Annotated in this window: 12 protein-coding genes; 3 read left to right on the forward strand and 9 right to left on the reverse strand. The window is 34.3% G+C overall.

Annotation, left to right across the window (positions count from 1 at the left end):
- Positions 1-15 precede the first annotated feature (15 nt).
- The 3 genes from P2W65_RS18780 to P2W65_RS18790 form a co-directional block, all read right to left on the reverse strand.
- Positions 16-3237, reverse strand: coding sequence for a SusC/RagA family TonB-linked outer membrane protein (locus tag P2W65_RS18780; protein ID WP_289659967.1), 3222 nt, complete (start codon positions 3235-3237; stop codon positions 16-18).
- Between the two features lie 160 nt (positions 3238-3397).
- Positions 3398-4147, reverse strand: a complete 750-nt coding sequence (locus P2W65_RS18785; RefSeq protein ID WP_289659968.1) for a hypothetical protein — start codon at positions 4145-4147, stop codon at positions 3398-3400.
- Positions 4148-4693: 546 nt separating this feature from the next.
- On the reverse strand, positions 4694-9028 hold the full coding sequence (locus P2W65_RS18790; RefSeq protein ID WP_289659969.1) for a hybrid sensor histidine kinase/response regulator transcription factor: 4335 nt from the start codon (positions 9026-9028) through the stop codon (positions 4694-4696).
- 298 nt (positions 9029-9326) lie between these two features.
- On the opposite strand from P2W65_RS18790, the gene P2W65_RS18795 reads away from it, so the two are divergent.
- Positions 9327-11942 carry a beta-glucosidase gene (locus tag P2W65_RS18795; RefSeq protein WP_289659970.1) on the forward strand — a complete coding sequence of 872 codons (2616 nt, stop codon included), beginning with the start codon at positions 9327-9329 and terminating at the stop codon, positions 11940-11942.
- Positions 11943-12035: 93 nt separating this feature from the next.
- On the opposite strand, the gene P2W65_RS18800 is transcribed toward P2W65_RS18795, so the two are convergent.
- Complete coding sequence (locus P2W65_RS18800) at positions 12036-12737, reverse strand: FadR/GntR family transcriptional regulator (protein ID WP_289666206.1); 702 nt, start codon at positions 12735-12737, stop codon at positions 12036-12038.
- Positions 12738-13172: 435 nt separating this feature from the next.
- Here P2W65_RS18800 and P2W65_RS18805 point away from each other — a divergent pair, with 435 nt between their 5' ends.
- Positions 13173-16346 (forward strand): SusC/RagA family TonB-linked outer membrane protein, encoded by a 3174-nt coding sequence (locus P2W65_RS18805; RefSeq protein ID WP_289659971.1) that lies wholly within the window; start codon positions 13173-13175, stop codon positions 16344-16346.
- A gap of 21 nt (positions 16347-16367) precedes the next feature.
- On the forward strand, positions 16368-17978 hold the full coding sequence (locus P2W65_RS18810) for a RagB/SusD family nutrient uptake outer membrane protein (protein WP_289659972.1): 1611 nt from the start codon (positions 16368-16370) through the stop codon (positions 17976-17978).
- A 661-nt stretch (positions 17979-18639) separates the two neighbouring features.
- On the opposite strand, the gene P2W65_RS18815 is transcribed toward P2W65_RS18810, so the two are convergent.
- The 5 genes from P2W65_RS18815 to P2W65_RS18835 all read right to left on the reverse strand — a co-directional run bounded on the left by P2W65_RS18815 (position 18640) and on the right by P2W65_RS18835 (position 24617).
- Positions 18640-19395, reverse strand: coding sequence for an SDR family NAD(P)-dependent oxidoreductase (locus P2W65_RS18815; protein ID WP_179006144.1), 756 nt, complete (start codon positions 19393-19395; stop codon positions 18640-18642).
- A 35-nt stretch (positions 19396-19430) separates the two neighbouring features.
- The gene (locus P2W65_RS18820; RefSeq protein WP_289659973.1) at positions 19431-20717 is read right to left on the reverse strand and encodes an MFS transporter; all 1287 of its coding nucleotides are present in this window, start codon (positions 20715-20717) and stop codon (positions 19431-19433) included.
- A gap of 163 nt (positions 20718-20880) precedes the next feature.
- Positions 20881-21747 carry a polysaccharide lyase family 7 protein gene (locus tag P2W65_RS18825; RefSeq protein WP_289659974.1) on the reverse strand — a complete coding sequence of 289 codons (867 nt, stop codon included), beginning with the start codon at positions 21745-21747 and terminating at the stop codon, positions 20881-20883.
- A gap of 257 nt (positions 21748-22004) precedes the next feature.
- Positions 22005-22355 (reverse strand): cupin domain-containing protein, encoded by a 351-nt coding sequence (locus tag P2W65_RS18830; RefSeq protein WP_289659975.1) that lies wholly within the window; start codon positions 22353-22355, stop codon positions 22005-22007.
- 9 nt (positions 22356-22364) lie between these two features.
- Entirely contained in the window at positions 22365-24617 is a 2253-nt protein-coding gene (locus P2W65_RS18835; protein WP_289659976.1) for a heparinase II/III domain-containing protein, read from the reverse strand.
- Positions 24618-24670 lie beyond the last annotated feature (53 nt).

The raw sequence follows: 24670 nt of genomic DNA on the forward strand, positions 1-24670 counted from the left end.
ATTTAATTCGTTTAATTAAAATGACAGCTGTACTCCAAAAGCGTAGTTACGCGTTCTTGGATAAGCGTTGTAATCTATATTTGGTGTAAGACCAGTTTCTAAATTGATATCTGGATCGTATCCTGAATAATTCGTCCAAACAAACAAGTTACTTCCTGTCGCATACAATCTTACTCTGCTTAGACCAATTGCTTTACTTTGCTGTTTTGGGATTGTGTAACCAATACTCAGCGTATTTAATCTTAAGAAAGAACCATCTTCAACAGCATAAGACATCGCAATAGGACGACCAATACTTACCGGATTCCACATCGTAGCATTTTCGTTTTGTTTTGCTAATAATTCTGGAGAATAACGAAGATCATTCCCCATGTCGTCATAATTTCTCCAGCGTTTATCCAGTCCTACTTCCATTCCAAAGTTGTTTTGGTTATTGGAGTAGAAAGAGGTCATCATAATCTTGTTGGCGTTGTACACATCAAAACCATACATGAAATTGAAGAATGCTGTTAAATCGAAGTTCTTCCAAACTGCATTAACACCAAATCCACCAGAAAAATCAGGATTTGTATCTCCAATCACTTTTCTGTCTTTGTCCCCAATTACATAACTATTTGGATCAGAAGGGTCAACAGGAGTTAATTTTTTAAACTTAGCATTTCCCGGAACCGGTTCTCCTGAAAGGTTTTTCGAATTGGCTACACCTTCTTTTAATTTCCACACTCTGGTTACAGCATCAAAAGATTCGAAATCATCCATTGTATAGAATCCGTCATTTACGAAACCGTAAATCAAACCTTTTGTTCCGCCTACATACGCACGGTAATCATCGTCATTTAATAACTGCGTTCCTGCCCAGCCCGAACTTAAAATCCATTCCTGTTCTCCGCTTGCCAGTTTGTCAATTTTATTTTTGTTGTAACCAATGTTAAAAGTCAGGTCAACCTGAAAGTCTTTTTTTCTAATTACACTTCCATTAAGCGCCAATTCAACTCCTTTATTAGAAGTCTGTCCAACATTCGTCATCATTTTGGTAAAACCAGAAACTGATGCGATATCAGAAGGCACCAATAAATCTTTTACTTTATTATAATAGAAATCAAGTGTTCCGGTTAGTCTTTCTTTGAAGAAACCAAAATCAAGACCTGCGTTTGCCGTATAAGTTGTTTCCCATTTTACGTTTGGATTGTTCAGATACTGACTGTTGTAAAAATTATAGTAATATTGATTTTCTTCGCCCCAACCTATAGAACGATCTCTTGAAACACCATAATATTTCGCATACAAATCGGCTTTGATTCTGTCATTTCCTGAAGCTCCATAACTCAAACGAAGTTTAAGATTAGAAACCGTCTGACTCTCTTTTAAGAAACTTTCGTTTGAAATTCTCCACGCAAAAGCTCCCGCAGGGAAAACGCCCCATCTATTATCAGGGCCGAATTTTGTAGAACCGTCGGTACGAACCGTGAATGTAAATAAGTAACGATCATCGTAACCGTAATTGGCTCTTCCAAAAAAGGAAGCAATTCTGTTTGGAGATTCAGCCAATGAACCGTTATCAAAAGGAGTTCCTAATGCCAAGTTATCTAAAGCTTTTGGGCCCGAAATATCATCAGGAAAATAACGGGAACGGTAAAATTTAGCCTTAGATTCCTGATCTTTTATCTCCTGTCCGATCATTAACTGAAAATCGTGACGCTCTTTTAATTTGAATCCGTAGTTCAATACGTTATTCAACTGCCAGCGTGGCGATTGTGTCATCGACCAATATACTACAGGAAGATTGTTATTATCGGTTGCAGTACGCGTATCGGTTCCCCAGAAACGTCCGTCTTCTGCATATTTGTATTCGTAACCAAATGAAGAACGTAATGTCAGTCCTTTTTGGATTGTCCAAGTCAAGGCTCCTTGTGTATTGAAGATTCTCGTAATACGTTTACGGTAATTTTTTTCTGCTTCTTCTAATGGGTTAAAACGAGGTTTTGTTTGATAATCTTCCGGATCAAAATAGGTGTTGTCATCCGGTAAAGTCATATAATCTTCCAAACCTCCTGTTGGCGCTTCACGTAAAGCTCTAAGCAGACTCACGCCATCTGTACCAGAACCGTCAATAGTCTGATTGGTTAAACGCGTTTGATATTCAAACAAAAGGTTATCCGTCAGCTTGGTATTCATAATCAGGTAAACATAATTCTGACGCATTCCAGTTCCTACCAAAGCTCCTGGCTGATCCTGATTTACAAACGTGAATTTGAATTTTGTTTTTTCGCTTCCTCCGTTCACATTAATATCTGTATATCTGGCAATTGGGTTGCTTCCGAAAATTTCATCTTGCCAATCGATACCTTTATTTCCTTTATAAATATATAATTCGTTAGCTTTTCCATATTGATTATAAAATCCGGTTGGATTAGAACTTCCTTTACGCGCATTCTCATACTGCAACATCACAAATTCATATGGATCCATTACATCCAAATGATTGGCAAGCGTTTTAATTTGCGTATAATTATGAATGTTTACCTGAACTTTTCCTGCTTTTGGCACTTTAGTGGTAACTATAATAACTCCGTTTGCTCCTCGCGCACCGTAAACCGCTGTTGACGCCGCGTCTTTTAAAACTTCTACCGATTCAATATCAGTTGGTGGAATATCATTTAAATTGGCAACTTCAAATCCATCTACTAAAATTAATGGTGAATTATCTTCTGTAATAGATCCTCCTCCACGAATTCTAATTTTCACCTCTGCTCCAGGCGAACCGTCAACAGTAGTAACCTGAACCCCAGGAAGTCTTCCTGTCAAAGCTTCGGCTACGTTTGCTGTTGGCACTTTTGCCAGTTCCGTTCCTTTTATACTGGCAACGGCTCCTGTTAAGTTTTTACGTTTTTGAGTACCGTAACCAATAACTACTACTTCATTCAATTCACTGTTCGATTCTTTCATTTGAACCGTAATTCCGGAAGTACGTCCTTTTACGGCTACCGTCTCATCGGTTAAACCAATAAATTTGACAATCAAAACTGCTGTTGCCGGGTCATTAACAGCAATACTGAATTTACCGTCAAAATCGGTAACAGTATTGGCATTTTCATTTTTTACAATAATAGTTGCACCTGGTATAAGTCCCATATTATCCCTTACTGTACCGCTCACAGTAACGCGCTTCTGAGCATAAGCACCAAATGTCAAACATAAGACCGCTAAAATGCTCCAGATATATTTTTTCATCTTCATAACTAGAATATTTCTTTAATTATTTTAAAAGCCAATTATTGGATTTGTTAAGGAACAGCAAGAAGTTACTATGCCAATACACCGTACTGCATGTTCCTGCCTTTATGAAATCCATCAAAGAGGCTAATTATATTTTGCATGTATTTTAGAAAGCAGCATTTTAAAGTGCGTTCAAATAGAAATCAGCATTTGTAACTTTACTCGCTTCAATGGCAAAAGTTCCTTCGATCTCTTTTGTTTTGACGATCTGCTGATTTTGATCTAAACATTCGATTTTAATACGGACATTATTTGCAGGATCACCCGTTTGAAACAGAATAAAATCTTCTGCATAATTAACGCCACCACTGGTTGTAGCTTTGCTTCTGGTTACAAACATGTCTTCGTTGATATAAGTACCGTCTATAACTTTATAACCGCTTCGTTTTATGGAAATGGTAGTTTTAATAGTCGTATAACTTCTATCCGCATTTACATCCAAAGATTTTAAACGAAGTATTCCTGTTCTAGTCTTAATATTCAATGTAAGCGGTTGATCAAAAGGCGAAGCATAAGGCATCGCGTCCGAAAGATTCACATGCTGATTGGCTAATGCCGGTTGTGGCACAATAAGGTCATTCAGATTTGTTGGAGACGGAATCATCTGTTCCGGATAATCTGAGGCTACAAATTTGTATTTTCCATCATCTAAAGAAAAAGGATAAAGTGAACTGTAGTTGGCAAAATACTCTCCGTTGTCTTTGTACACAAAAAGCGGTCTTGTAGAAATTCCGACATTCAGGTTCCAGGGCACATCATTTAATTGAAAATCTAATAGTTTTACTGTAGAGCTTTCGTATTTAAAATCGTCACTTGAACAAGAACTTAATATTGAAAGCAATACTCCTGCTCCAAATATTAATTGTTTCATGATTTTCATAACAGCAAAATTTAAAGATGACTACTATTTTGCTTTTCGAACTTTCTATAACTACAGTTTGTAGATTTTGGTTTTGAGAGTTGAGTTAAAAATTTGGTTTGGTTCATAATTTTGGTTTTAAGGTTAGTTAGTAAAATCATTTCCGATTATGAAGCAAAACTAGATATAGCGTATTGTAATGAGGGGTAAATTTTGCTTTTCGAAAAGGGTTAAATCGCTATTTCACCTTAAAAACATATGTTTTTATTAATTATAAATGCGATTTTTTATTTTATGTAAAAAAATATTCACAAATAAAAACACATATCACAACAAAGAAACTCTTAAAAATAAAAAAACTCGTTACTACAAGTAACGAGTTCAAAAATCAATTTTTAAACACATAGAAACATAGATTTTCTTTGTCTAAAAAAGGCGTTTCACTTTCATCAATACACATAGATCTATGTGTTAAATGATTTGTCATTTTTTTATATACTTAATCAATCTAGCGGAAAATTCTATGTTTCTATGTGTTTAAATTTTATCACACTATTTTCAGCGAAATTGTCGTCGATATTCTGCAGGAGTATAATTGTATTTTGATTTAAAACATTTTCCGAAATACTTCAAATCACTGAAACCGACTTCAAAGCAGACTTCTTTAATTAATAAATCTTCATTTTTCAGAAGATTCGCCGCCTCATTCAATTTCATGTCTCTTATAAAAACAACCGGAGAAACTCCTGTAACATCTTTCAATTTATTAAAGAAACTGGCCCGTGACATGCACATTAATTTTCCTAATTCATCTACAGAAAAATCAGTTTTAGAAATGTTTTCTTTTACAAGCTCTATCACTTTCAGCATAAACTTATTGTCTTTATCTGAAATCTGTAAAGGCTCTTCTTTTGCAATTTGCGCAATACTTCCTGTTGAATACAACTGCTGTAAACGAATGCGCTGTTCCAAAACATTCTTTACTCTTGCTTTTAAGAAACTCACATTAAAAGGCTTTGTAATATAATCATCTGCACCATATTCCATTCCGGCTAATTTACTTTCAATCGCTGTTTTTGCACTTAACAGAATAACCGGAACATGACTGATTGCAAAGTTGTTTCGAATAATTTTAAGCATTTCGATTCCGTCCATTTCAGGCATCATAATATCACTGATTATAAAATCCGGCGATAATTCTTCAGCTTTTACATGGCCTTCTTCTCCATTTTCAGCGGTGTAAATCGTATAATCCTCTTTTAAAATAGAAAGAATAAAGTTTCTCAATTCGGGATCATCTTCTACTATTAAACCAACTGGTTTTTCTCTTATTTCTTCTGTAACCAATTCTTCAGTTACTATTTCATTTGGTTGAATATCTTCTATAAAATGTTCCTCTGTTTCATCAAAATGAATTTCTACATCATCAGAAAAATGATCATAGCCTTTTTGGAAATTAATTTCAAAACTGCTTCCTTTTCCTAATTTGGTTTCAACTGAAATTTCCGCTCCGTGTTTTTCTACTGAATCTTTTACAATAGAAAGTCCGATTCCTGTACTTGGATTAAAAGGGTTTTCGTTATAATTAGAAAAACGGACAAATAGTTTCTTCTGAACTACAGCACTAATTCCAGGGCCGTTATCAATCACTTTTAAGCAGACATTCTTCTCTGTTTCTTCTACTTTTACTTCAATAACATTTCCCTTTTTACAATATTTAAAAGCATTGGAAAGCAGATTGACCAAAATTTTATCCAGACTATCAGGATCTGCCCAAATATGTGGTTTGCTCTCGCCAATACTCACTTTCAGCTGTATATTTCGGCGCAGGCTGACTTCTGTAAAACCTTCACAAACTTCCGTAACAAATTCACCTAAATCAATTTCACGAACTTCTAACTTTCTATCCTGCATTCTTCTAAAATCCAGAATCTGATTGACTAAATTCAATAATTTATTACTGTATTTTTCAATAATTTTAAGTTGTGATTTTGCCGATTCATTCAACTTATTATCAGAAAGCATCACTTCTAAAGGAGCAGTAATCATCGTAAGCGGTGTACGGATTTCATGTGAAATATCAGTAAAAAAATTAAGCTTTAAAGCACTAACTTCTTTTTCTACCCGTACATCATTTCGCAATTTTAAGATTGTTGAAATCGCGCGTCTCACTAATAAAAACAAACCTACAGCCAATACCAAATAGCAGAAATAAGCGAAATAAGTTCCCCAAATAGAAGGCTTAATCGTTATTTTAATCTGTCTTTCGTTTTCCAGCCATAAATTGTGTCCGTTTGTAGAAGATACTATTAAGATATAAGTTCCTCTTCCTAAATTGGTATAATTAATCGACTGACCACCTTTAAGATAATTCCAGTCTTTATCGATTCCTTCCAGTTTATATCGGTAAACAATATTTTCATTTTTGATATAATCTAAAGCTGAGAACTGAACTCTGAAAAAATTCTGATCGTGTTTTAAGACAACTTCTTTCAAAAGATCTGGATTTTTTGGTGTTTCAGGATTTACCTCAAATAATTCTTTATTGTTGACCAAAAATCCAGAAATCGCTAAATAAGGTTTGAATTTTGAAGGTTTAATCGCATCTGGTTTAAAATAAATTACTCCATCAGAATAACCTGCTGCGATTTCACCATTGGATAATCTACATTTGGTTGCTTCTGAGAATATCTCGGTTCCTATAATAGATTTTAATTCAGGAAAAGTTTCACTGCTGTTATTATTAGGATCAAAACGTACAATCTGATTATCACCCATGAGCCATATTTTCTCAAATTTATCTTCCGCCATACCCACGACACCTTCTAATGGAAATCCGAAATTTTCGCTCCAAAATGTTTTTGCTTTAACCTGATCTTGTTTATTGACATCAACCAGAATCATTCCTTTCCCGTTTGTTGATAATGCCAATCGACCGTTTGAAGTCACGATAATATCCAAAATATCATTTCCTGAAGCTTGAAAATGGTCTTTAAACTGCATTTTGTCAGCTGACAGCTTTTCTCCTGATATAGAAAATAATCGGTAAGATGAAATAAAGAAAATTCTATGGTCTTTGGTCTCCACAACCGAACGCACTTTATCTGCTCTGCCTATTGGATAATTTTTCAGTTCATTTCTGTAACTTATAAAATTCGCTTTGCCAGCAGATTCTTTAATCAAATTAAGTCCGCCTCCCCAAGTTGCAAGGTAAATCTGCCCGTTTGATGCCTGAAAGATTTTGTAAATATCATCACAACTAATACTGTATTTATCGTCTTTATCATATTTATATTGTTTGACGCTGAAACTGAAAGAAAGCGGTTTTGGGGTCAGACAAAAAACACCATTTCCTCTTGTTCCAATCCATATTCGACCTTTGGCATCCTGCATCATACTGTAAATATCTGCTCCCCAGCCTGGACTGTTTGGAGACAAAGTACCATCAGATCCTAAATTTCCTATTCTTCTTTTTTGAGAATCAAAAATTTCAATTTTCTCGTCACGACTGGCAACCCAGAGATTTTTCTCTCGGTCTTCCATCAAACTTCTTACATTGTGCTTTTTATGATTTCCTGACGCACTTAAATTTAATTTTAGAAAATTACTGTTATTAAAAACGATTAAATCTAAACCTTGTTTATGAGAACAAAACCAAAGATTTCCCAATTTATCAAACGCAGCGGTATGCATTACATCTGAAAATGTTTCTTTGGATTCTTTGATACATCTGATAACAGAAAACAATCTGTTCTGTTTTTCATCCCAATACGAAAAAGCACCTTTACCAGACTGAAGCCAAACGGTTCCATTTGGAGAAGTCAGCAGAAAACTTTTTTGTCTGCCCGCTGCCGCAGAAGGTTCGCTGGGATCTACTTCTAGTTTCTTCAAGTTTTCGGTCATCAGATCAAACATAAATATTCCTGAATTTGGGGTATCAAACCAAAATCGGCGTGAATCTGTAAGTCCTAAAAAATTGATGCTTTCTTGCGGAAGACCCACTAGTGTAGTGCTATTGTAATTATTGAATTTCCCTGTTTTAATATCGTAATTACAGAAACCACTATTCTTTTTTACAATCAAAATTTTGCTATCGCCTATTTCTTTTAACAGTAGAATATCATCTTTAATTCCTAAATCCAAATCAAAGAAAGTAGCTGATTTTTTATTGTATCGGATAAATTTTCCCTGATCTCCTCCAAACCAAAGATCAGCTTTAGTTTCGACAGCTATATTAAACGAATTTGCTTTTGTTGCTTCTTCAGATGCATTAGTAAAGAAATATTCGGGCTGTTTATTTCCTTTATATAATCTGCTAATTCCGGAGTTTGTCAAGAACCAAGTTGTTCCTAATTTATCTTCCAATACATCTATGATCTTTCCGAAATGTTTAGCATTATCAAAATTGACTTTCCTAATCTGCTTGTTATTTTCAAATGCAATCATATAGTTTTTATCCTTTGGAAATAACCAGGTTCTACCCGAACGCATAATTTTGAATTGCTCCAAAACAAGTTCATCTGATTTACCTTCAATCGGATTATGAAATTTTAATTCATTGGTATCAAAATAATAAACATCATTTTTCTCTGACTGAATCCATATTCTTCCATTGTTATCAAAAATAAATTTGGAAACACGATTGGATTGTATGTTTAATGGAGTATCATCTTGTCCGACTTTGAACTTTCTAAAAGTATTTCCGTCATAACGAATTAAACCATTAAAAGTCGCCAGCCACATAAATCCTTTTTTATCCTGCTGAATTCCTAAAACTCTTGACTGGCTTAACTTGCCATCATTCGAAAAATGAGTCAAAACGCCCTGAGGCTGAGCAATAGCTTTGGTGCAGAAAAAAGAAAATAAAAAGACGAGTAAAGTGTGTTTCAACATGGTAAGTTTTTCATTTTGGCAGGAATAACAAAAATATCAAAATTCTTTACCTAACCTAGAACTGAGGGCTTAAATAGCAGAATGCCCACCTTTAATTAGCAATTTATCTCCCTTTCTATATATTATGGAATTGACAAAAATAGACTCCAAGCTTTACCACACCCTTTAAATAGCAATTAATACTCAGCTGAAAAATACTAAGATTTAATTTTGTACTTTCAAATGTTCTAAACACTTACGAAAAAACCACAGTAAAAAAAAGAATAACTATCAAACCAAAAAACACCCAAATAATTTGATGAAAAAAGTATACAAATTAGTGTTAATGTTAAACTTCGCAACATTAACCACTTTCGCACAGGAAAACCCTGCTTTTAAAAATCCTAACTTACCTATTGAACAGCGCGTGAATGATTTGGTATCCCGAATGACTGTAGAAGAAAAAATCAGTCAACTGATGGATTCCGCGCCGGCAATTGAACGTCTCGGCATTCCAGAATACAATTGGTGGAATGAATCCTTACATGGAGTTGCAAGAGCAGGATTTGCAACTGTTTTTCCGCAATCTATTTCGATTGCCTCTTCTTGGGACAAACAATTAGTACTTGATGTTGCCAATGCGATATCAGATGAAGCTCGTGCCAAACATCATGAATATCTTCGACGAGGGCAACACGGTATCTATCAGGGATTGACATTTTGGTCGCCAAATGTTAACATCTTTCGTGATCCACGCTGGGGACGCGGGCATGAAACTTACGGCGAAGATCCGTATTTAACTGGTCAATTGGGACTTAATTATGTAAAAGGTCTTCAGGGAACTGATCCAAAATATTTAAAAGTAGTAGCGACTGCAAAACATTATGCTGTACATTCCGGGCCAGAACCTTCTCGTCATGAGTTCAATGCCAATGTTAGCGATATTGATTTGTATGAAACGTATTTACCAGCATTCCGCACTCTTGTAAAAGATGGAAGCGTTTATTCTGTCATGGGAGCTTATAACCGTTTTAGAGGAGAATCTTGCAGTGCTAGTCCGTTTTTGTTTAACATTCTTAGAAATGACTGGGGTTTTCAGGGTTATATTGTTTCAGACTGTGGCGCTGTTACAGATATATGGAAATATCATAAAATTACAAATGACGCGGCATCTGCTTCTGCTCTCGCCGTAAAGGAAGGCTTAGATTTGGAATGTGGTAGTAGTTATAAATCTTTAAAAGAAGCTCTGGATCGCAAACTGCTTTCGGAAGCCGATATCGATTTAACAATAAAACGCCTTTTTACGGCTCGTTTTAAATTGGGAATGTTCGATCCGGACGAAATTGTTCCTTATGCACAGATTCCGTTTTCAGTTAACAATAACGCCGCTAATGACTGGCTGGCTCGAATAGCTTCACAAAAAAGTATAGTTCTACTAAAAAATCAAAATAATGCTTTACCGCTTTCTAAGAACATAAAGACAATTGCAGTAATTGGCCCAAATGCAGATGATGTGCAATCTTTGTGGGGTAATTACAGTGGCGTACCAAGTAATCCTGTAACGGTTTTAAAAGGCATTCAGAATAAAATAGAACCTAATGCTAAAGTATTGTACGCAAAAGGAACTGATCTTGCCAAAGGTGTTCCGGAAATGACGGTTATTCCCTCTGTTTATTTTCAAAATGAAAACGGAAAACAAGGTTTAATGGGCGAATATTTTGATAACAGCAAATGGGAAGGAAAACCTCTTTTTGTCCGTAATGATGATAATGTAGATTTTCACTGGGACATTAATACTCCTGATCCAAGAATGAAAATGGGGAATTACAGCGTAAAATGGTCGGGTTATCTTACTGTACCAAAATCCGGAGTTTATGAAATATCAGACTGGGCAAAACCTTTTATGACTGTAGAAATTGAAACCGGGAAATCAACGGGAGGAAAAAACAATCATCATCCAAGGATTCGTCCGCAGAAAATTGAATTGGAAGCTGGAAAGAAATATAAAATTGAAGTAAAATATCAAAACTTCTACGGCGATGCCATAGCACAGCTTTTATGGGCAGAACCGCAGCAAGATGTTTTGAAAGAAGCTGTTGAAACCGCTAATCAAGCAGATGCTGTAGTTTTAGTTTTAGGATTAAACGAACGTCTGGAAGGCGAAGAAATGAAAGTCGAAGCAGATGGTTTTGAAGGTGGCGACCGTACAAGTCTAAATTTACCAGCAAATCAAGAAGAATTAATGAAAGCTTTGGTTGCTACAGGAAAACCAGTTGTTTTAGTTCTAATTAACGGAAGCGCACTTTCTATCAACTGGGCAAATGACAATGTTCCTGCGATATTAACAGCAGGATATCCTGGGCAACAAGGAGGAAATGCTATTGCTGATGTTATTTTTGGCGATTACAATCCTGCTGGAAGATTGCCTGTTACGTATTATAAATCGGTAGATCAACTTCCTGCCTTTGAAAACTATGATATGAAAGGTCGTACTTATCGCTATTTTGAGAAGAAACCATTATATCCGTTTGGTTTTGGTTTGAGTTATACTCAATTCAAATACAGCAATTTACAACTTCCATCAACGGCATCAGCTGCTAAAGACTTAAAAGTATCTGTTGATGTAACCAATGTTGGAGATCGCGATGGCGAAGAAGTTGTTGAATTGTATCTTAAAGACGAAAAAGCGTCAACACCTCGTCCAATAATTCAATTAGAAGGTTTTGAACGCATTAATTTAAAAAAAGGCGAAACCAAAACAGTTGATTTTATTCTAACTCCGAGACAATTATCCTTAATCAATAAGAAAAAACAGCGCGTTGTTGAACCGGGATGGTTTACTATTTCAATTGGTGGAAAACAACCTGATGGTTCTGCTGCTGTTCAAACTGGCCGTGTAAATATTATTGGAAAAACAATCACGCTGGATAAATAAATTCAATCTACCGATGAGATGTTCCGATGGAACATAAAAAAAACAGGCTGTCTCAATTTTTGAGACAGCCTGTTTTTATCTTACGATTTTACATTAGATATTATAACAATACTCGTATAAAGCTTTAAAATGTTCTTTCATTTTCTGCTTGGCTAATTGCGGATTTTGTTCTTCAATCGCTTTATAAATCTCCATATGTTCCTTCATTCCTTTCTGAGCCTGATTTTCGTCACATACATGATACTTTTCAAAATTGGTGATAATCTCAGGAGTAATGATTAACATTAAAGTATTAATGGTACTGTTACCACTCGCCTTTGCTATTGCCAAATGAAATAATAAATCTTCCTGCACAGCATCTTTTCCATTCAACGCTTTTTCATTATAGGCATCAAGAGCGGCTTTCATTCTTTCCAAATCCTCGTCTGTTCTACGGGTTGCGGCCAAACGAACTGTTTTTAGTTCTAATAAAATTCGTGTTTCTACTAAAGACTTAAAATCTGATTCCTGCAATTTTAAAATATCCTCGATAATACCATTTATAGCAATCTGTCCAATATCAGCAACAAAAGTACCGCTTTGCGGAATCGATTTTAAAATACCATAAAACTCCAATTTTTGAATAGCTTCACGAACGGCGCTTCGGCTTACTTCGAATTTCTCGGATAACATACGTTCAGATGGGAGTTTGTCTCCAGGCTCCAAATTTTTATAATTCATATAATCCCTAATCTTTGCGATTATAGTATTCAAAACCTCTTTACTGTCTTTCTTGCTTAGAACCTCTAAATTCATCATTACTATTTTTAAATTAGTTTTTGGTTATCCACATTGGTTTGCTAAAATTATAAAAAAAAACGACATAAAAACAAGAAAAAACTTTCTTTCAAAATATAAGATTTTGAACTGCTCATTAATGTATTGTCTAATCTAAAACGATAACGATATAGTTGCTTTCATATTTCATTATAAAAAGTTTAAAAAAACTATAAAAAAACATAAATTATTATTTTTTTATCACATAAAAACTTAATAAAAAAAGAATTCCATTTTTTTATCATTCTTTTTTGATTTTTACGCACTTACTATTCTTTGTTTCCAAAAAAACAATTATGTTTGCCTTATTAATTGGTTAACCAATTTGGTTATTTAGTTTGAAATACATAAAAACTCAATTAATAAACTAACCGAAAAACTATTTGAATGCAAAACCTAACAAAAATTTAAATTATGAAAAAAAAGATTTTGATTTTACTTTTGGTCTTCTCAAGTGTTATCAATGCACAAACTGATAAAATAAAAATATCAGGTAGAGTTGTTGATAATACAGGTCAGTCGATACCAGGAGTTACTATTACTTCAGAAGAAAATAGTACAGTAACCGATTTTGAAGGTTCTTATGTTATTAACGTAAAAAACTCAAAATCAATCATAAAATATTCTTTTATAGGATTTGCGACCAAAACGATTACAGTAGGAAACAGTAAAACTATAAATGTAACATTAGTTGAATTTGCAAACGTTCTTGATGATGTAGTGGTGATTGGTTACGGAACTCAAAAACGTTCCAGTGTTACAGGTTCTGTTGCTAAATTGAAAAGCGATAAATTCGAAGATGCTCCCGTTTCAAGATTAGACAATGCTATTCAAGGAAAAATAGCTGGAGTTCGTGTACAAAGCATTTCATCTGAAGCTGGTGCTGATACACAGATAAACATTCGTGGAATTAGTTCCGTAAAAGCAGGTTCAGGCCCCCTTCTTGTAGTCGATGGACAACCAATGCCTGATGGTTTCTCTGCTCTTAATAGCGCAGATGTTGAATCTGTGGAAGTATTAAAAGACGCAGCTTCTGCCGCAATTTATGGTTCTAGAGGAGCTAATGGAGTAATATTAGTAACAACAAAAAGTGGTAAAGAAGGTAAAACGAAATATTATTTTAGAAGTACAGCAGGTGTTAAGCAAGCTTATGATACTTATGATATCATGAGTTCAACAGATTATGTAGAAAGATTATACGCTGAACAAGCGATGAGAAATGCCGATCCTTTGTGGACTACTGCTTATGGAGCGAGTTTACCATCTTTAGATAAATGGCGTGCGCAATACTCAATCGAAAAAGATTTATTAGGAGGCCAAGGAACCGATTATCAAAAAGAGGCCTTGCGTAAAGCCTATTATCAAGATATGCAATTTAATGTTTCTGGCGGAAGCAATAAGAATAAGTTTTTTATATCAGTCGGCTATCAAAATGATCAAGGTTTAATGCTGAAAAGTGAATTCGAAAAATTAAACTTCAGAGCAAAATTTGATTTGCAATTGACAGAAAAATTAAAGCTAAATATTAATTTGAATCCATCAAATACAAAAACGGAACGTCCGGCTATTAATTTCATTGATTTTACGAGATTTCCAAGTTTTATTCCTGTTTATCATACCCAAGCTACAGCTGATTTTATAAATGGACAGCAACCGTCAAGAGGAATTGTTGTTGGAAATTATGCAGAAGCGTCAGATTTTGCAAACTTAGTGTATACTGGTATTGATCCAAACGGAGTTGCTTATACTACTGCCGCTAATGCAGTTCCGTTTACAACATCCAATACAAATCCGATGAGAGCTTTATTGGAGCAAGATGATAATAACAATCAATTTCGTTTTCAAGGAAGTGCCGGTTTAGAATATAAAATCGCAAAAGGATTGGATTTTAGAACTACAGAAAACATTTACTATAGAAATTCTCAAAGAGTGCAATCTGGTGCTGCAAATGCTGCCAGAATAGGAAACCCAAATTATGCAACTTATACCAATGCAAATTATTTCGATTTCTTAACAGAGAATACTTTAAACTATAAAAAAAGTATAGGCAATCATGAATTTGGAGCTTTGGCGGGGTTCTCATTACAATCTACCAGAACAAAATCGTTAGTTACTGCTGGAACCACTTTCCCTAGTGATGACAACAAAAACTTGAACTATGCTACAGTTATATTACAACCTATTCAATCAGATGTTTCAATTGGACTTGTTTCTTTTTTGACCAGAGTAAATTATGCCTATAAGGACAAATATTTACTAATGGGAAGTTATAGAACAGATGGCAGCAGTAAATTTGGAGATGGCAATAAATGGGGAGGTTTCCCTGCTGTATCTGCAGGATGGGTAATTTCTAAAGAAAAATTCTTGGCAGATGTATCTGTAATCAACAGAATGGCTTTTAGAGCAAGTTATGGAGCTACAGGAAATAACAGTATTGGAGATTTTATGTATCAATATTACCTAAATCCTTCTAATTATGTAAGCGGTACTGGAAACGGAACTGTTTCTATTGGTTTGGCCAATACAAGTAACATTAATAATAATCCTGATATTACATGGGAAAGAACATTTCAATCTAACTTCGGTTTTGATCTTTCTATGTTTAAAAGCAGGCTTAACTTAAACATCGACGTATATCAGTCCAATACTGAAAAACTATTATTAGAACAATCTAGTATGTTAATTTCAGGATCAAGCTCTGTTATTGCAAACGTGGGAAGCTTAAAAAACAAAGGATTTGAAGTTGAATTATCTACAGTTAATCTTAAAAGCAAAAATTTCTCTTGGACTTCTGATTTTAATATCGCTCATGTTAAAAATCAAATCACTAATCTTGGCGATAAAACAATGATCATCTCGCCAACTATCGATGGCCGAAATGGATTGAATAATTATGCTATTGTTGGACAACCTTTAATCAGTTTCTATGGATTTAAAACTAATGGAATCTGGAACAGTATTGAGGAAATCACTGCTTCTGGTTTAACAACAACTTTGACCAACGGATTGAAAGAAGGTGGTTTGAAAATTATTGACTTAAATGGAGACGGAATTCTGGACAATAACGACAGAACAATTTTAGGTAATCCTTATCCTGATTTTACTTGGGGTTTCACTAATAAGTTTACATTCAAAAATATCGATTTAAGTTTTACACTTCAGGGGGTTGTAGGTGGCGAATTAATTAATGGAGATGTTAACTACAATGAGCCTAAAGAACGAAACTTAAATTACATGGCAAACAGATGGGTAAGTCCAAGTAATCCTGGTGATGGAAAAACCCCTTATACAACAAATGGTTATAACTGGGTTTTTACAGACAATGCTATAGAAGATGCTTCCTATACTTCTTTAAGAGAAATTTCTCTTGGATATAATTTAGGGAAAAATGCATTAAAACAAGTAGGCTTAACAAATTTAAGATTCTCTCTTTCAGGACAAAACCTATTATTCTGGAATAACAAAAACTACAGAGGCATTAATATTGAAGCCAGAACATCACAAACCAGTGCTTTGATAGATGGTTATCAAAGAGGAGGTTTCCCGATGCAGCGAACTGTTTTATTTGGAGTTGAAGTAGGTTTATAATTAAAAAAATAAAAAATAACTATGAAAAATATTTTCAATACAAGCAAGCTGTTCATTTTATTTTTAGTTCTATCTGTAAGCGGCTGTTCTGATTATATAGAACTTGAAAACAAAAATGATATCCCTCAAAAAGGATTTTATAATAGTGAAAGTGAATTAAATTATGCTTTATCAGGATGTTACAGTACCTTGAGAGCTCCTATCGCTTATGAGTGGATGCTGTCTGAAATCAGAAGTGACAATACTTTTATGAACCTTACTGCTACAACAGTCCCTCAGAACTTACAGATTTATAGTAATGATATATTTGAAGCACCAGCTTTTGATAGTTTTATTGAAAGTTACTGGGGAACAACGTATCAAAGTATTAGAAGTATTAATGCTTTATTAGAAGGTTTAAAAACTTCTTACAATCCAAATTCAGGTACAATTGAATACGGCTCTTTTACTATTACGATGACAGAAGCCGAAAGAAAAAGAATTGCGGGAGAGGCTTCTTTTATGAGAGCTTATCATTACTTTAATTTAGTACGTCTGTATGGCGGGGTATTTCTAATTGACAAAGTCGTTTCTTCTGAAGAATCATTGAGAATTCCAAGATCTACCGTTGCAGACATCTATAAATTTATTCTAGCAGACTTAAAAAATGCTTCTGAAAATTGTATCTCTGCCAAATATGGCAATACAACAGATGCACAAAAAGCGGTGCAAGGAAAAGCTACCGTTTGGGCTGCCAAAGCTTTATTGGCAAAAGTGTACCTTACCTTAGGACAAAAAGCAGATGCTTTGCAACTCCTAACAGATGTAATTGGAAACAGTGGACATTCTATTTTAACAGGAGCTACAGGATATGCTAATGTTTTTTCAAGTACTAATGAGATGAATGCTGAAATTGTTTTTGCTATAAGATTCAAATCTGGAGCATTGGGATATGGCAGTTCCTTATCCAATTTGTTTGCTACAAATAACACAAGTGTGGCCTCTCAAACTAAATTGGCACAGCCAGTAGGAACTAGAGGTTCGTATAATAATCCAACAGCAGAATTGTACAATTCGTATGCTACAAACGATATAAGAAGAGATTATTCGATAAAGGTTTACAAACCAACTGCAACGTCATTATCATCAACATGGACGTATTGGGCTGCAAAACACAATATCGCGACAACTGTTGCAAATGACTCTGAGTTAGACTGGCCAGTATTGCGTTACAGTGATGTATTGTTGATGTATTGTGAAGCTGTTGGTGCTAACAATCCAACAACTTTAGGGTATTTAAACCAAGTACATACCAGAGCAGGATTAACAGCCTTGACTAGCGCAAATGTTAACACGCAAGCCTTATACGAAAAAGCGGTTGCCGATGAAAGAAGATGGGAATTCGCCCTAGAAAATCAAAGATGGTTTGATTTACTACGTTTTTCTACTACCATGCCAACGATTAATGCAAAAGCAGTAATGAATAATCATTTTGCCGTAATGCAACCTTTCTATGCTCAATATGATGGTGCTTACACAACTGCACAATTACAACAAAAAACAGCAGATCCAAAATTTGATTTATTACCGATTCCAAATTCGGAAATTGTTACCAATACAATTAATCCAATACAGCAGAATCCTGGTTATTAATCCTCAAAACATTTTAATTAAATAGTAATTTTTATTTTATTGAAACATCCCATAATACTTGCTTTGATGCAAGATATTATGGGATGTTTTTATATAACAACTGTAAGTAAAAAGACGAAATTTACATCTTTTAGTCTCCAACAGAAACCTGACAGGTTTTAAAAACCTGTCAGGTTTAACTTGAAAAACAATACTATTTTTGATTCGCATTATCATCCAAAAATGCAAAACTCGTTATTGTAAGCTCCAACGGAGCTAAATATTTAAAAATATCAATTCGAGCAAATAAACCACTTATGAACTTAAAGTCAATAGTATAGCTGACAGATTGAAAGTCTTCAAGTTTCGAAACTTAATTTTAACCACAAATTGCACAAATTTTCGCAGATTAATTTGTGGGAATTTGTGCAATTTGTGGTTAAAAACTTTTTTAGAAGCTAAAATCGAAATACTTTAAAGTAAATAGTTTTAGAATATTTTTTGAGACCAATAAAAAAGCAACAATGTAGCGAAATATATTTAGTATGTTTAAAAAAACGTTACTCCATTTCAGCTTTCTATTGTACACATCTTGCTATAAAGATTTTGCTTTTCTCTGAAGCTTACAAAAAAAAGGCTGTCCAAAATAGGACAGCCTTTTTACTCTTTTTGGTATTTTATTTTAGCTAAAGGCTAATCCTCCATTAATATCAATATTATTTCCAGATAAAAATGACGATTCTTCAGAAGCTAAATAAGCTACTAAATCGGCTACTTCATCAGCACGTCCCTCACGGCGTAAAGCTGTCGCATTTGCAACATTTACGCGTACTTGGTCTTTTGTAAAATCATCATGAAATCTTGTTGCAATCATACCTGGATTAATTGCATTTACACGAATTCCTTTTGGCCCTAATTCTTTAGCCAATCCTCTTGTAAAAGTAGAAACTGCTCCTTTTGAAGCCGCATATAAAAATGCTCCTGGCCCGCCGCCATCTCTTCCAGCCTGTGACGCAAAATTTACAATTGCACTACCCTCGCCCATTAAAGGAACAAAAGCTTTAGTTACAAACACAGCCGATTTGAAGTTTACATCCATAATAAGATTATAAAAATCGACATCTATTTCATCAATTGTTTTACGAGCAAATAAACCTCCGGCAACATTAACTAAAATATCAACTTTCTCACCAAATGCAGTTTTAGTCTTCTCCACAAGATTAGAAATATCTGTCAAACTTGTAGCGTCACCTTGAACATAAATTCCCTTTCCTCCCATTTCTTCAATTAGTCTAATTGTCTCTTTAGCATCATCTTCATTATCAAAATAATTAATAACAACATTAGCACCTTCCTTTGCTAATTTTAATGATACAGCGCGACCAATATCTCTGGCGCCGCCTGTTACAACAGCTACTTTACCTTTTAATTTACTCATCTTAATTCTAATTTATTTTTAAGTTTATATTTTGTTTATTTTTCTACAGATTCAATATTTCTAGCGAAATAATAGATTGCGCCTACTCCTAATGGAACAAAAACCGCAATAGCAATAAAAATTGGTGTATATGATATTTCGGCAATTAAGGGCACTAGAAAATTCATAATAATTACAGAAAATACGCCTACCATTCCGCCTAATCCAGCCAATGACCCAACAGATTTTCCACTAAACAGGTCACTTGGCAAAGTCTGCACATTTCCAATAGCAAACTGAAAACCAAACAATACCACAAAAACAATGGCTACAAAACGTTCAGGCGACGTAGCAAAAAATACTGAGGCCACTAATCCAAAAAGCATAATGATGCCACCTATTAAAATGGTTGTTTTTCTTCCTTTATTGATTGAATTTGTTTTAGATATAATCTGTCCAGAAACATAGCCTCCAGCAATACTTCCTATGGCAGCACCAACATAAGGCACCCAAGCAAAAGCTCCCACTTCTTTAACATTAAATCCATATACATCAAAAAGATAAATCGGCATCCATCCAACAAAAAACCACCAAATAGGCTCAAGAAATAAACGTCCAACAACTATAGCCCAAGATTCTCTGTAAGAAAGAATTTCTTTTAAACTTAGACCTTTCGTGTGCTCAGTAGCACTTTGATCCGCTTTGCTCTGCCCCTCAATTATATATTTTTGTTCCTCCTGAGTAATCCAAGGATGCTTTTTTGGGCCAGCTTTATTCACAAAAAGCCAAGGTACAATCCATAGAATCCCGAAAGAACCTATTATCATAAATGTGATTCTCCATCCATAGCTTACAAAAAGCGCCGCAATAAAAGGCGGTGCAATTACAGATCCAATAGATGCTCCTGCATTGAATAAACCTTGTGCAATGGCTCTTTCTTTGATTGGAAACCATTCGGCATTGCTTTTTACGCCGCCGGGCCAATTTCCTGCCTCAGAAATCCCTAAAGTACTTCTGAAAAAGGCGATGGATAAAAAACCTCTTACGGTAGAATGAAGAAAAGAAGATAATCCCCAAACCCCAATACTGATTACATAACCAATTCGAGTTCCGACTTTATCAAACAGTTTTCCCGAAAACAATTGTCCTAATGCATAAAAAACCATAAAAATGTTCAGGATATTACCATAATCATTTTTGTTAAGCCCTAAAGATTTTGAAATAGAACCTTCGACATTTTCGTTGCCCCACATTATGGCAAGCGCACTTCTATCAATGTAATTGATAACCGTGGCTAAAAATATCAACCCAATAATAAACCATCTAAGTCCTTTTACTTTCATTATAATTTGTTTTTTTAGGTTCTAAAATCTCTTCAAAAAGAATATAGAACTTCCTGCATCAATGTTTTTAGCATGATGAATTGTTTATTTTTTTTAATTGGCGATAAAATAACTAAGTGAAAAATCAATCTATCTACACTTAGACAAACCTATTATCCATCTCTTAGTGAGATACTTGAAGGTCATAGATTTTAACTTTAGCAAATGTATTTGGATTAGTAGATTGGAAATAATTTCCCGCTTTGAAATAATTCTCAAAAACGCCCCATTTTTTAATATTAATATCTTCGTAAACAAATGATTCAGAACCATTCATAATTACTTCTAATCTTCCGTCAGATACTTTAATCTCTAGAGTGAATTTAGTATTGAAATCTATTTTTTCTTTAAAATCTCTTCCTTTATCATCAGTCCAAGCCTCTGCAGGAAGCATCTCTTTTAAGGATGCATTTTGATTTTTAAGTACCTTAGTTTTTACTCTTATTTTTCCCTGATCCCAGAAGATTTTCAAAATCGGTGCCGCATTTTTATCTTTCTGACCGATTAAAGCTTGCTGGCTGTCTGTTAATATTCCATGAATCTGAGCGATAATCACTCTGCTGTATTTTCCGTCAGCTTCCTTTGAAACATCTTCTATGGCGTATGTTCCTTTGAAATAGCCACCTTGGGCAAAAGTCCAGTTTACATTTTTACTGCCAATTTCAATTGTTTCTCTTAATTCTGATCTTGAAAAATGACTATTGGCAGTTGAAGTACCAGATGGATAAGCATAAAAAACAATCGATTTGTCTTTTGGATCCTCATACATATATTTTTTGGCAATATCATTTGAAGCAAAATCAAATATCTCCGGATAATTTAAATCAAATGTTTTTCCGGGTTTCTTTGGATCTTCAGCTGGAGTCGTTAACGTCCAATGAGATAAATCAATATTAGCCACATTTCTCTTGTTTTTTTGATCCTGACCATAACTAATCGTTATAAATGCCAAAGAAATAAAGAGCAAAATTTTTGAAAATTGTAAATTCATTTTAGTTCTATTATAAAATTAATTAATGGTAAAGATTTTATCTGCAATCTTTTGAAACAGAAATTACCTTAACTTTTAAAATCTGCCTTTACTGCAAGACTCAATAATATCGATAAGATAATCTGGTTTTTTAAATTGGTAAACCAATTTTTATTATTCAAAAATACTATTTTATCTTAATAAAAAAACAAATGACAGCTTTTTTTATTGAATAATTTACCTAATCTATTTTTAAAATATTATATTTTACAAATCAATTAAACTTTCATAAAATCCTCACGTATAGGACTAAATACATCAATTAATACTCCATCGGCCAGACATAGAGCGCCATGCCATACATGTGGCGGAATATAAAAACAGTCTCCACCTTTCAGATTTTTTTTCTCCTCGCCAATCGTTACTTCAAATTCGCCACTAACCACATAGGTTACTTGTGCATGATAATGTTCATGTAAAGGCCCGATGCTTCCTTTTTTAAAATCTACATTGACTAACATAATAGTGTCATCGTATCCCATTATCTTGCGCTTTACACCATCGCCAACAATCTCCCACTCTATTTCGTCTCCTATTAAAAATTCCTTGCTTGCTCCAAAACTTTTCATATTGTTTTTTTATTTAATTACTTTACTAAAATAGGTTCCAACCCAAGAATAGGTCGTTCCTTTAATTTCCAAGGTATGTTTCTTTGATACTGAATTATTTGCTGTAGCAAAAACAAACAAGAAAGAAGTCCCGTTTTTGTTTTTGATAGAAACTCCAATATAGTTTTCATCTTCATAAACTTTTTCCACTGTTATTATGGAGCTTGAAGCGTTTATAGCGGCTTCTGTAACGGTACTATAACTGCCATGTGTTTCTATAACATTAATATATGACGTCTGTTGAACATTTTTCTTTCGAATAATTAATCCTGCATCTCTACGCAAATTAAAATTAGGATCATTAGCACCCAAGCTTACTAATAATAATTCGTCATCTTGCTGTGTCACTGAAGTTAATGTGTAAAAACTTCCATGATCCAACCATGAAAATTTGATGTTTTCATCTCCAGCTTTTCCAAACCCTTCTTTCCACAAATGTTGATATCCAAAAGACCTGCCTAATGATTCTAATGTTTTTGGAGTTTCATACTTAAAACTGGCAGTCATCATTTGTCCTAAATAATAAAAAGGCAGATCGTATTGATTAGGCGTATTGGACTTCACTTGAAAAATATCCAGCAATAAAGGCTTTTCATAGCCATCAATCTCAAGCAAGGCCATTGTGCGGTGCATTTTTGTATTGGGATATGCATTATCTTCAATTGCGCTTATAATTTGAATTTTAGGATTACTCGAATCGAAGAAATATCTTTTGGATGAAAATTTATCTCCTATTTCAAAATCTCCTTTAAAATTTGAGGTTTCATTTTGTATAATAGTATTGTGGGCAATAGTCTGTTTTGCCCAGGTCTCATTTTCTTTCAAATAATTTCCACCGCCTTTTTGCTCAATATTTACAAATCTTGCCAATCCATAATCCTGCAAAATTTCAGAATCATTGTTATAATAAGAAAAAGATAGTTTGTCAAAATGTCCATGGCTGGAACCTTGAGAAGTGTATTTCATTACCAAAGTCAATTCATCATCCTTAGATTTGTTTCTAATAACAGCCACACCTCCTTGGTTGCCATCTTGGCCGTCAGACAAATCAATTGACTTTTTAATAAAAGGTTTAGCCAATTTCTTTTTAACTGCTAAAGCCACCGCCATTCCAGCATTATCCAATTGAACACGTCCTTGCTTTTCGGCAATAGACAATAAAGAAGCATCTTTTCCTCCATATAAATAAGCAATATCAACTGACGAAACCAATTCTCTTGAATAATAAGACATTCCTTTTTGTCCGTCGTTGAGTGGAAAAAACTCTCCTTCAGAATTGGTTAGATTTAATAATGCATACACCGACTTAATCAAAATTCCTTTTTTATATTCAAAAATTTTTAAATCTGGTTTAGTATTTTGCAATGCTTCTGCGAAAACCAAAAAAGGATACATCGCATATCTCTGATAATAAGGGCCTTCATTGTAATAACCGTCTAGAGAAAAAGGCTCATCAACATTGGCTAAAAATCCAGTTTTCTGACCCTCCTGTTTAATCAAACCTCCATCATTATCTTTCATACCTGCGGGTAAACCATCTTCTTTTAAACCATTCAAAGCCCTGTCCAGTAACTCTGCATCATCCATTACCAAAGCTATCATTCCAACAGCCACATTTCCCCATGTGCTATGATTATGAACTCGATTAAAAAACTGTGGAGAACCTATCGAAATAAAGTCAGCAAATGGTCTGAATAATTCTTTTTCCAAAATAGCTCTGTCGGCCGCACCAATGAAATCATAAACACAGTCATAAGCCTGACTTGTGTATACAAGCCAATTAGCATCATTGAGTGCCTGCCAAAATAATTTCCCTCTTGCATAAGAACGTTCCTGCGGATGCAAAGGCAGTGTAGGATATAATTTAGCATAAGCCATCAACATTTCTTTTACATAGACCGCATACTTTTTATCTCCTAAAATCTGATATAAAAAACCGGCTTTCTGCACGATTAAAAAATTCTTTTTGTGGCGCTCATGTGTATAACCTCCAGAAAAATCTTTAGGAATAGGAACCTCAATTCCTAACGCAATTTCTGCATCGACTTCTTTTTTCACTTCCAGTAATGAAGAATCAAAAAGTGGCGCTTTACCCAAATTTGCCTTGATTTCAGGTACACCTTTTTTAGTCAAAACTAATCTAGGATGCGACTGAGCAATTGCATTTTCAGATACTAATAACAGTATTGTAAAAGCAAGTAGTATCAAGACTTTATTTTTCATGAAATGTATTATCATCTTTTTTTCAGTTAGTCAATAACAGATTTTTTGTTTTT

Origin of the sequence: Flavobacterium panacagri, from assembly GCF_030378165.1 — a bacterium.
GTDB classification, from domain to species: Bacteria; Bacteroidota; Bacteroidia; order Flavobacteriales; family Flavobacteriaceae; genus Flavobacterium; species Flavobacterium panacagri.

Bases quoted from the DNA above. Each gene is read 5' to 3' on its own strand.
- P2W65_RS18805 (WP_289659971.1), top strand. From the start codon at position 13,173: ATGAAAAAAAAGATTTTGATTTTACTTTTGGTCTTCTCAAGTGTTATC.
- P2W65_RS18825 (WP_289659974.1), bottom strand. From the start codon at position 21,747: ATGAATTTACAATTTTCAAAAATTTTGCTCTTTATTTCTTTGGCATTT.
- P2W65_RS18835 (WP_289659976.1), bottom strand. From the start codon at position 24,617: ATGAAAAATAAAGTCTTGATACTACTTGCTTTTACAATACTGTTATTA.
- P2W65_RS18800 (WP_289666206.1), bottom strand. From the start codon at position 12,737: ATGAATTTAGAGGTTCTAAGCAAGAAAGACAGTAAAGAGGTTTTGAAT.
- P2W65_RS18820 (WP_289659973.1), bottom strand. From the start codon at position 20,717: ATGAAAGTAAAAGGACTTAGATGGTTTATTATTGGGTTGATATTTTTA.
- P2W65_RS18790 (WP_289659969.1), bottom strand. From the start codon at position 9,028: ATGTTGAAACACACTTTACTCGTCTTTTTATTTTCTTTTTTCTGCACC.
- P2W65_RS18810 (WP_289659972.1), top strand. From the start codon at position 16,368: ATGAAAAATATTTTCAATACAAGCAAGCTGTTCATTTTATTTTTAGTT.
- P2W65_RS18785 (WP_289659968.1), bottom strand. From the start codon at position 4,147: ATGAAACAATTAATATTTGGAGCAGGAGTATTGCTTTCAATATTAAGT.
- P2W65_RS18795 (WP_289659970.1), top strand. From the start codon at position 9,327: ATGAAAAAAGTATACAAATTAGTGTTAATGTTAAACTTCGCAACATTA.
- P2W65_RS18780 (WP_289659967.1), bottom strand. From the start codon at position 3,237: ATGAAGATGAAAAAATATATCTGGAGCATTTTAGCGGTCTTATGTTTG.
- P2W65_RS18815 (WP_179006144.1), bottom strand. From the start codon at position 19,395: ATGAGTAAATTAAAAGGTAAAGTAGCTGTTGTAACAGGCGGCGCCAGA.
- P2W65_RS18830 (WP_289659975.1), bottom strand. From the start codon at position 22,355: ATGAAAAGTTTTGGAGCAAGCAAGGAATTTTTAATAGGAGACGAAATA.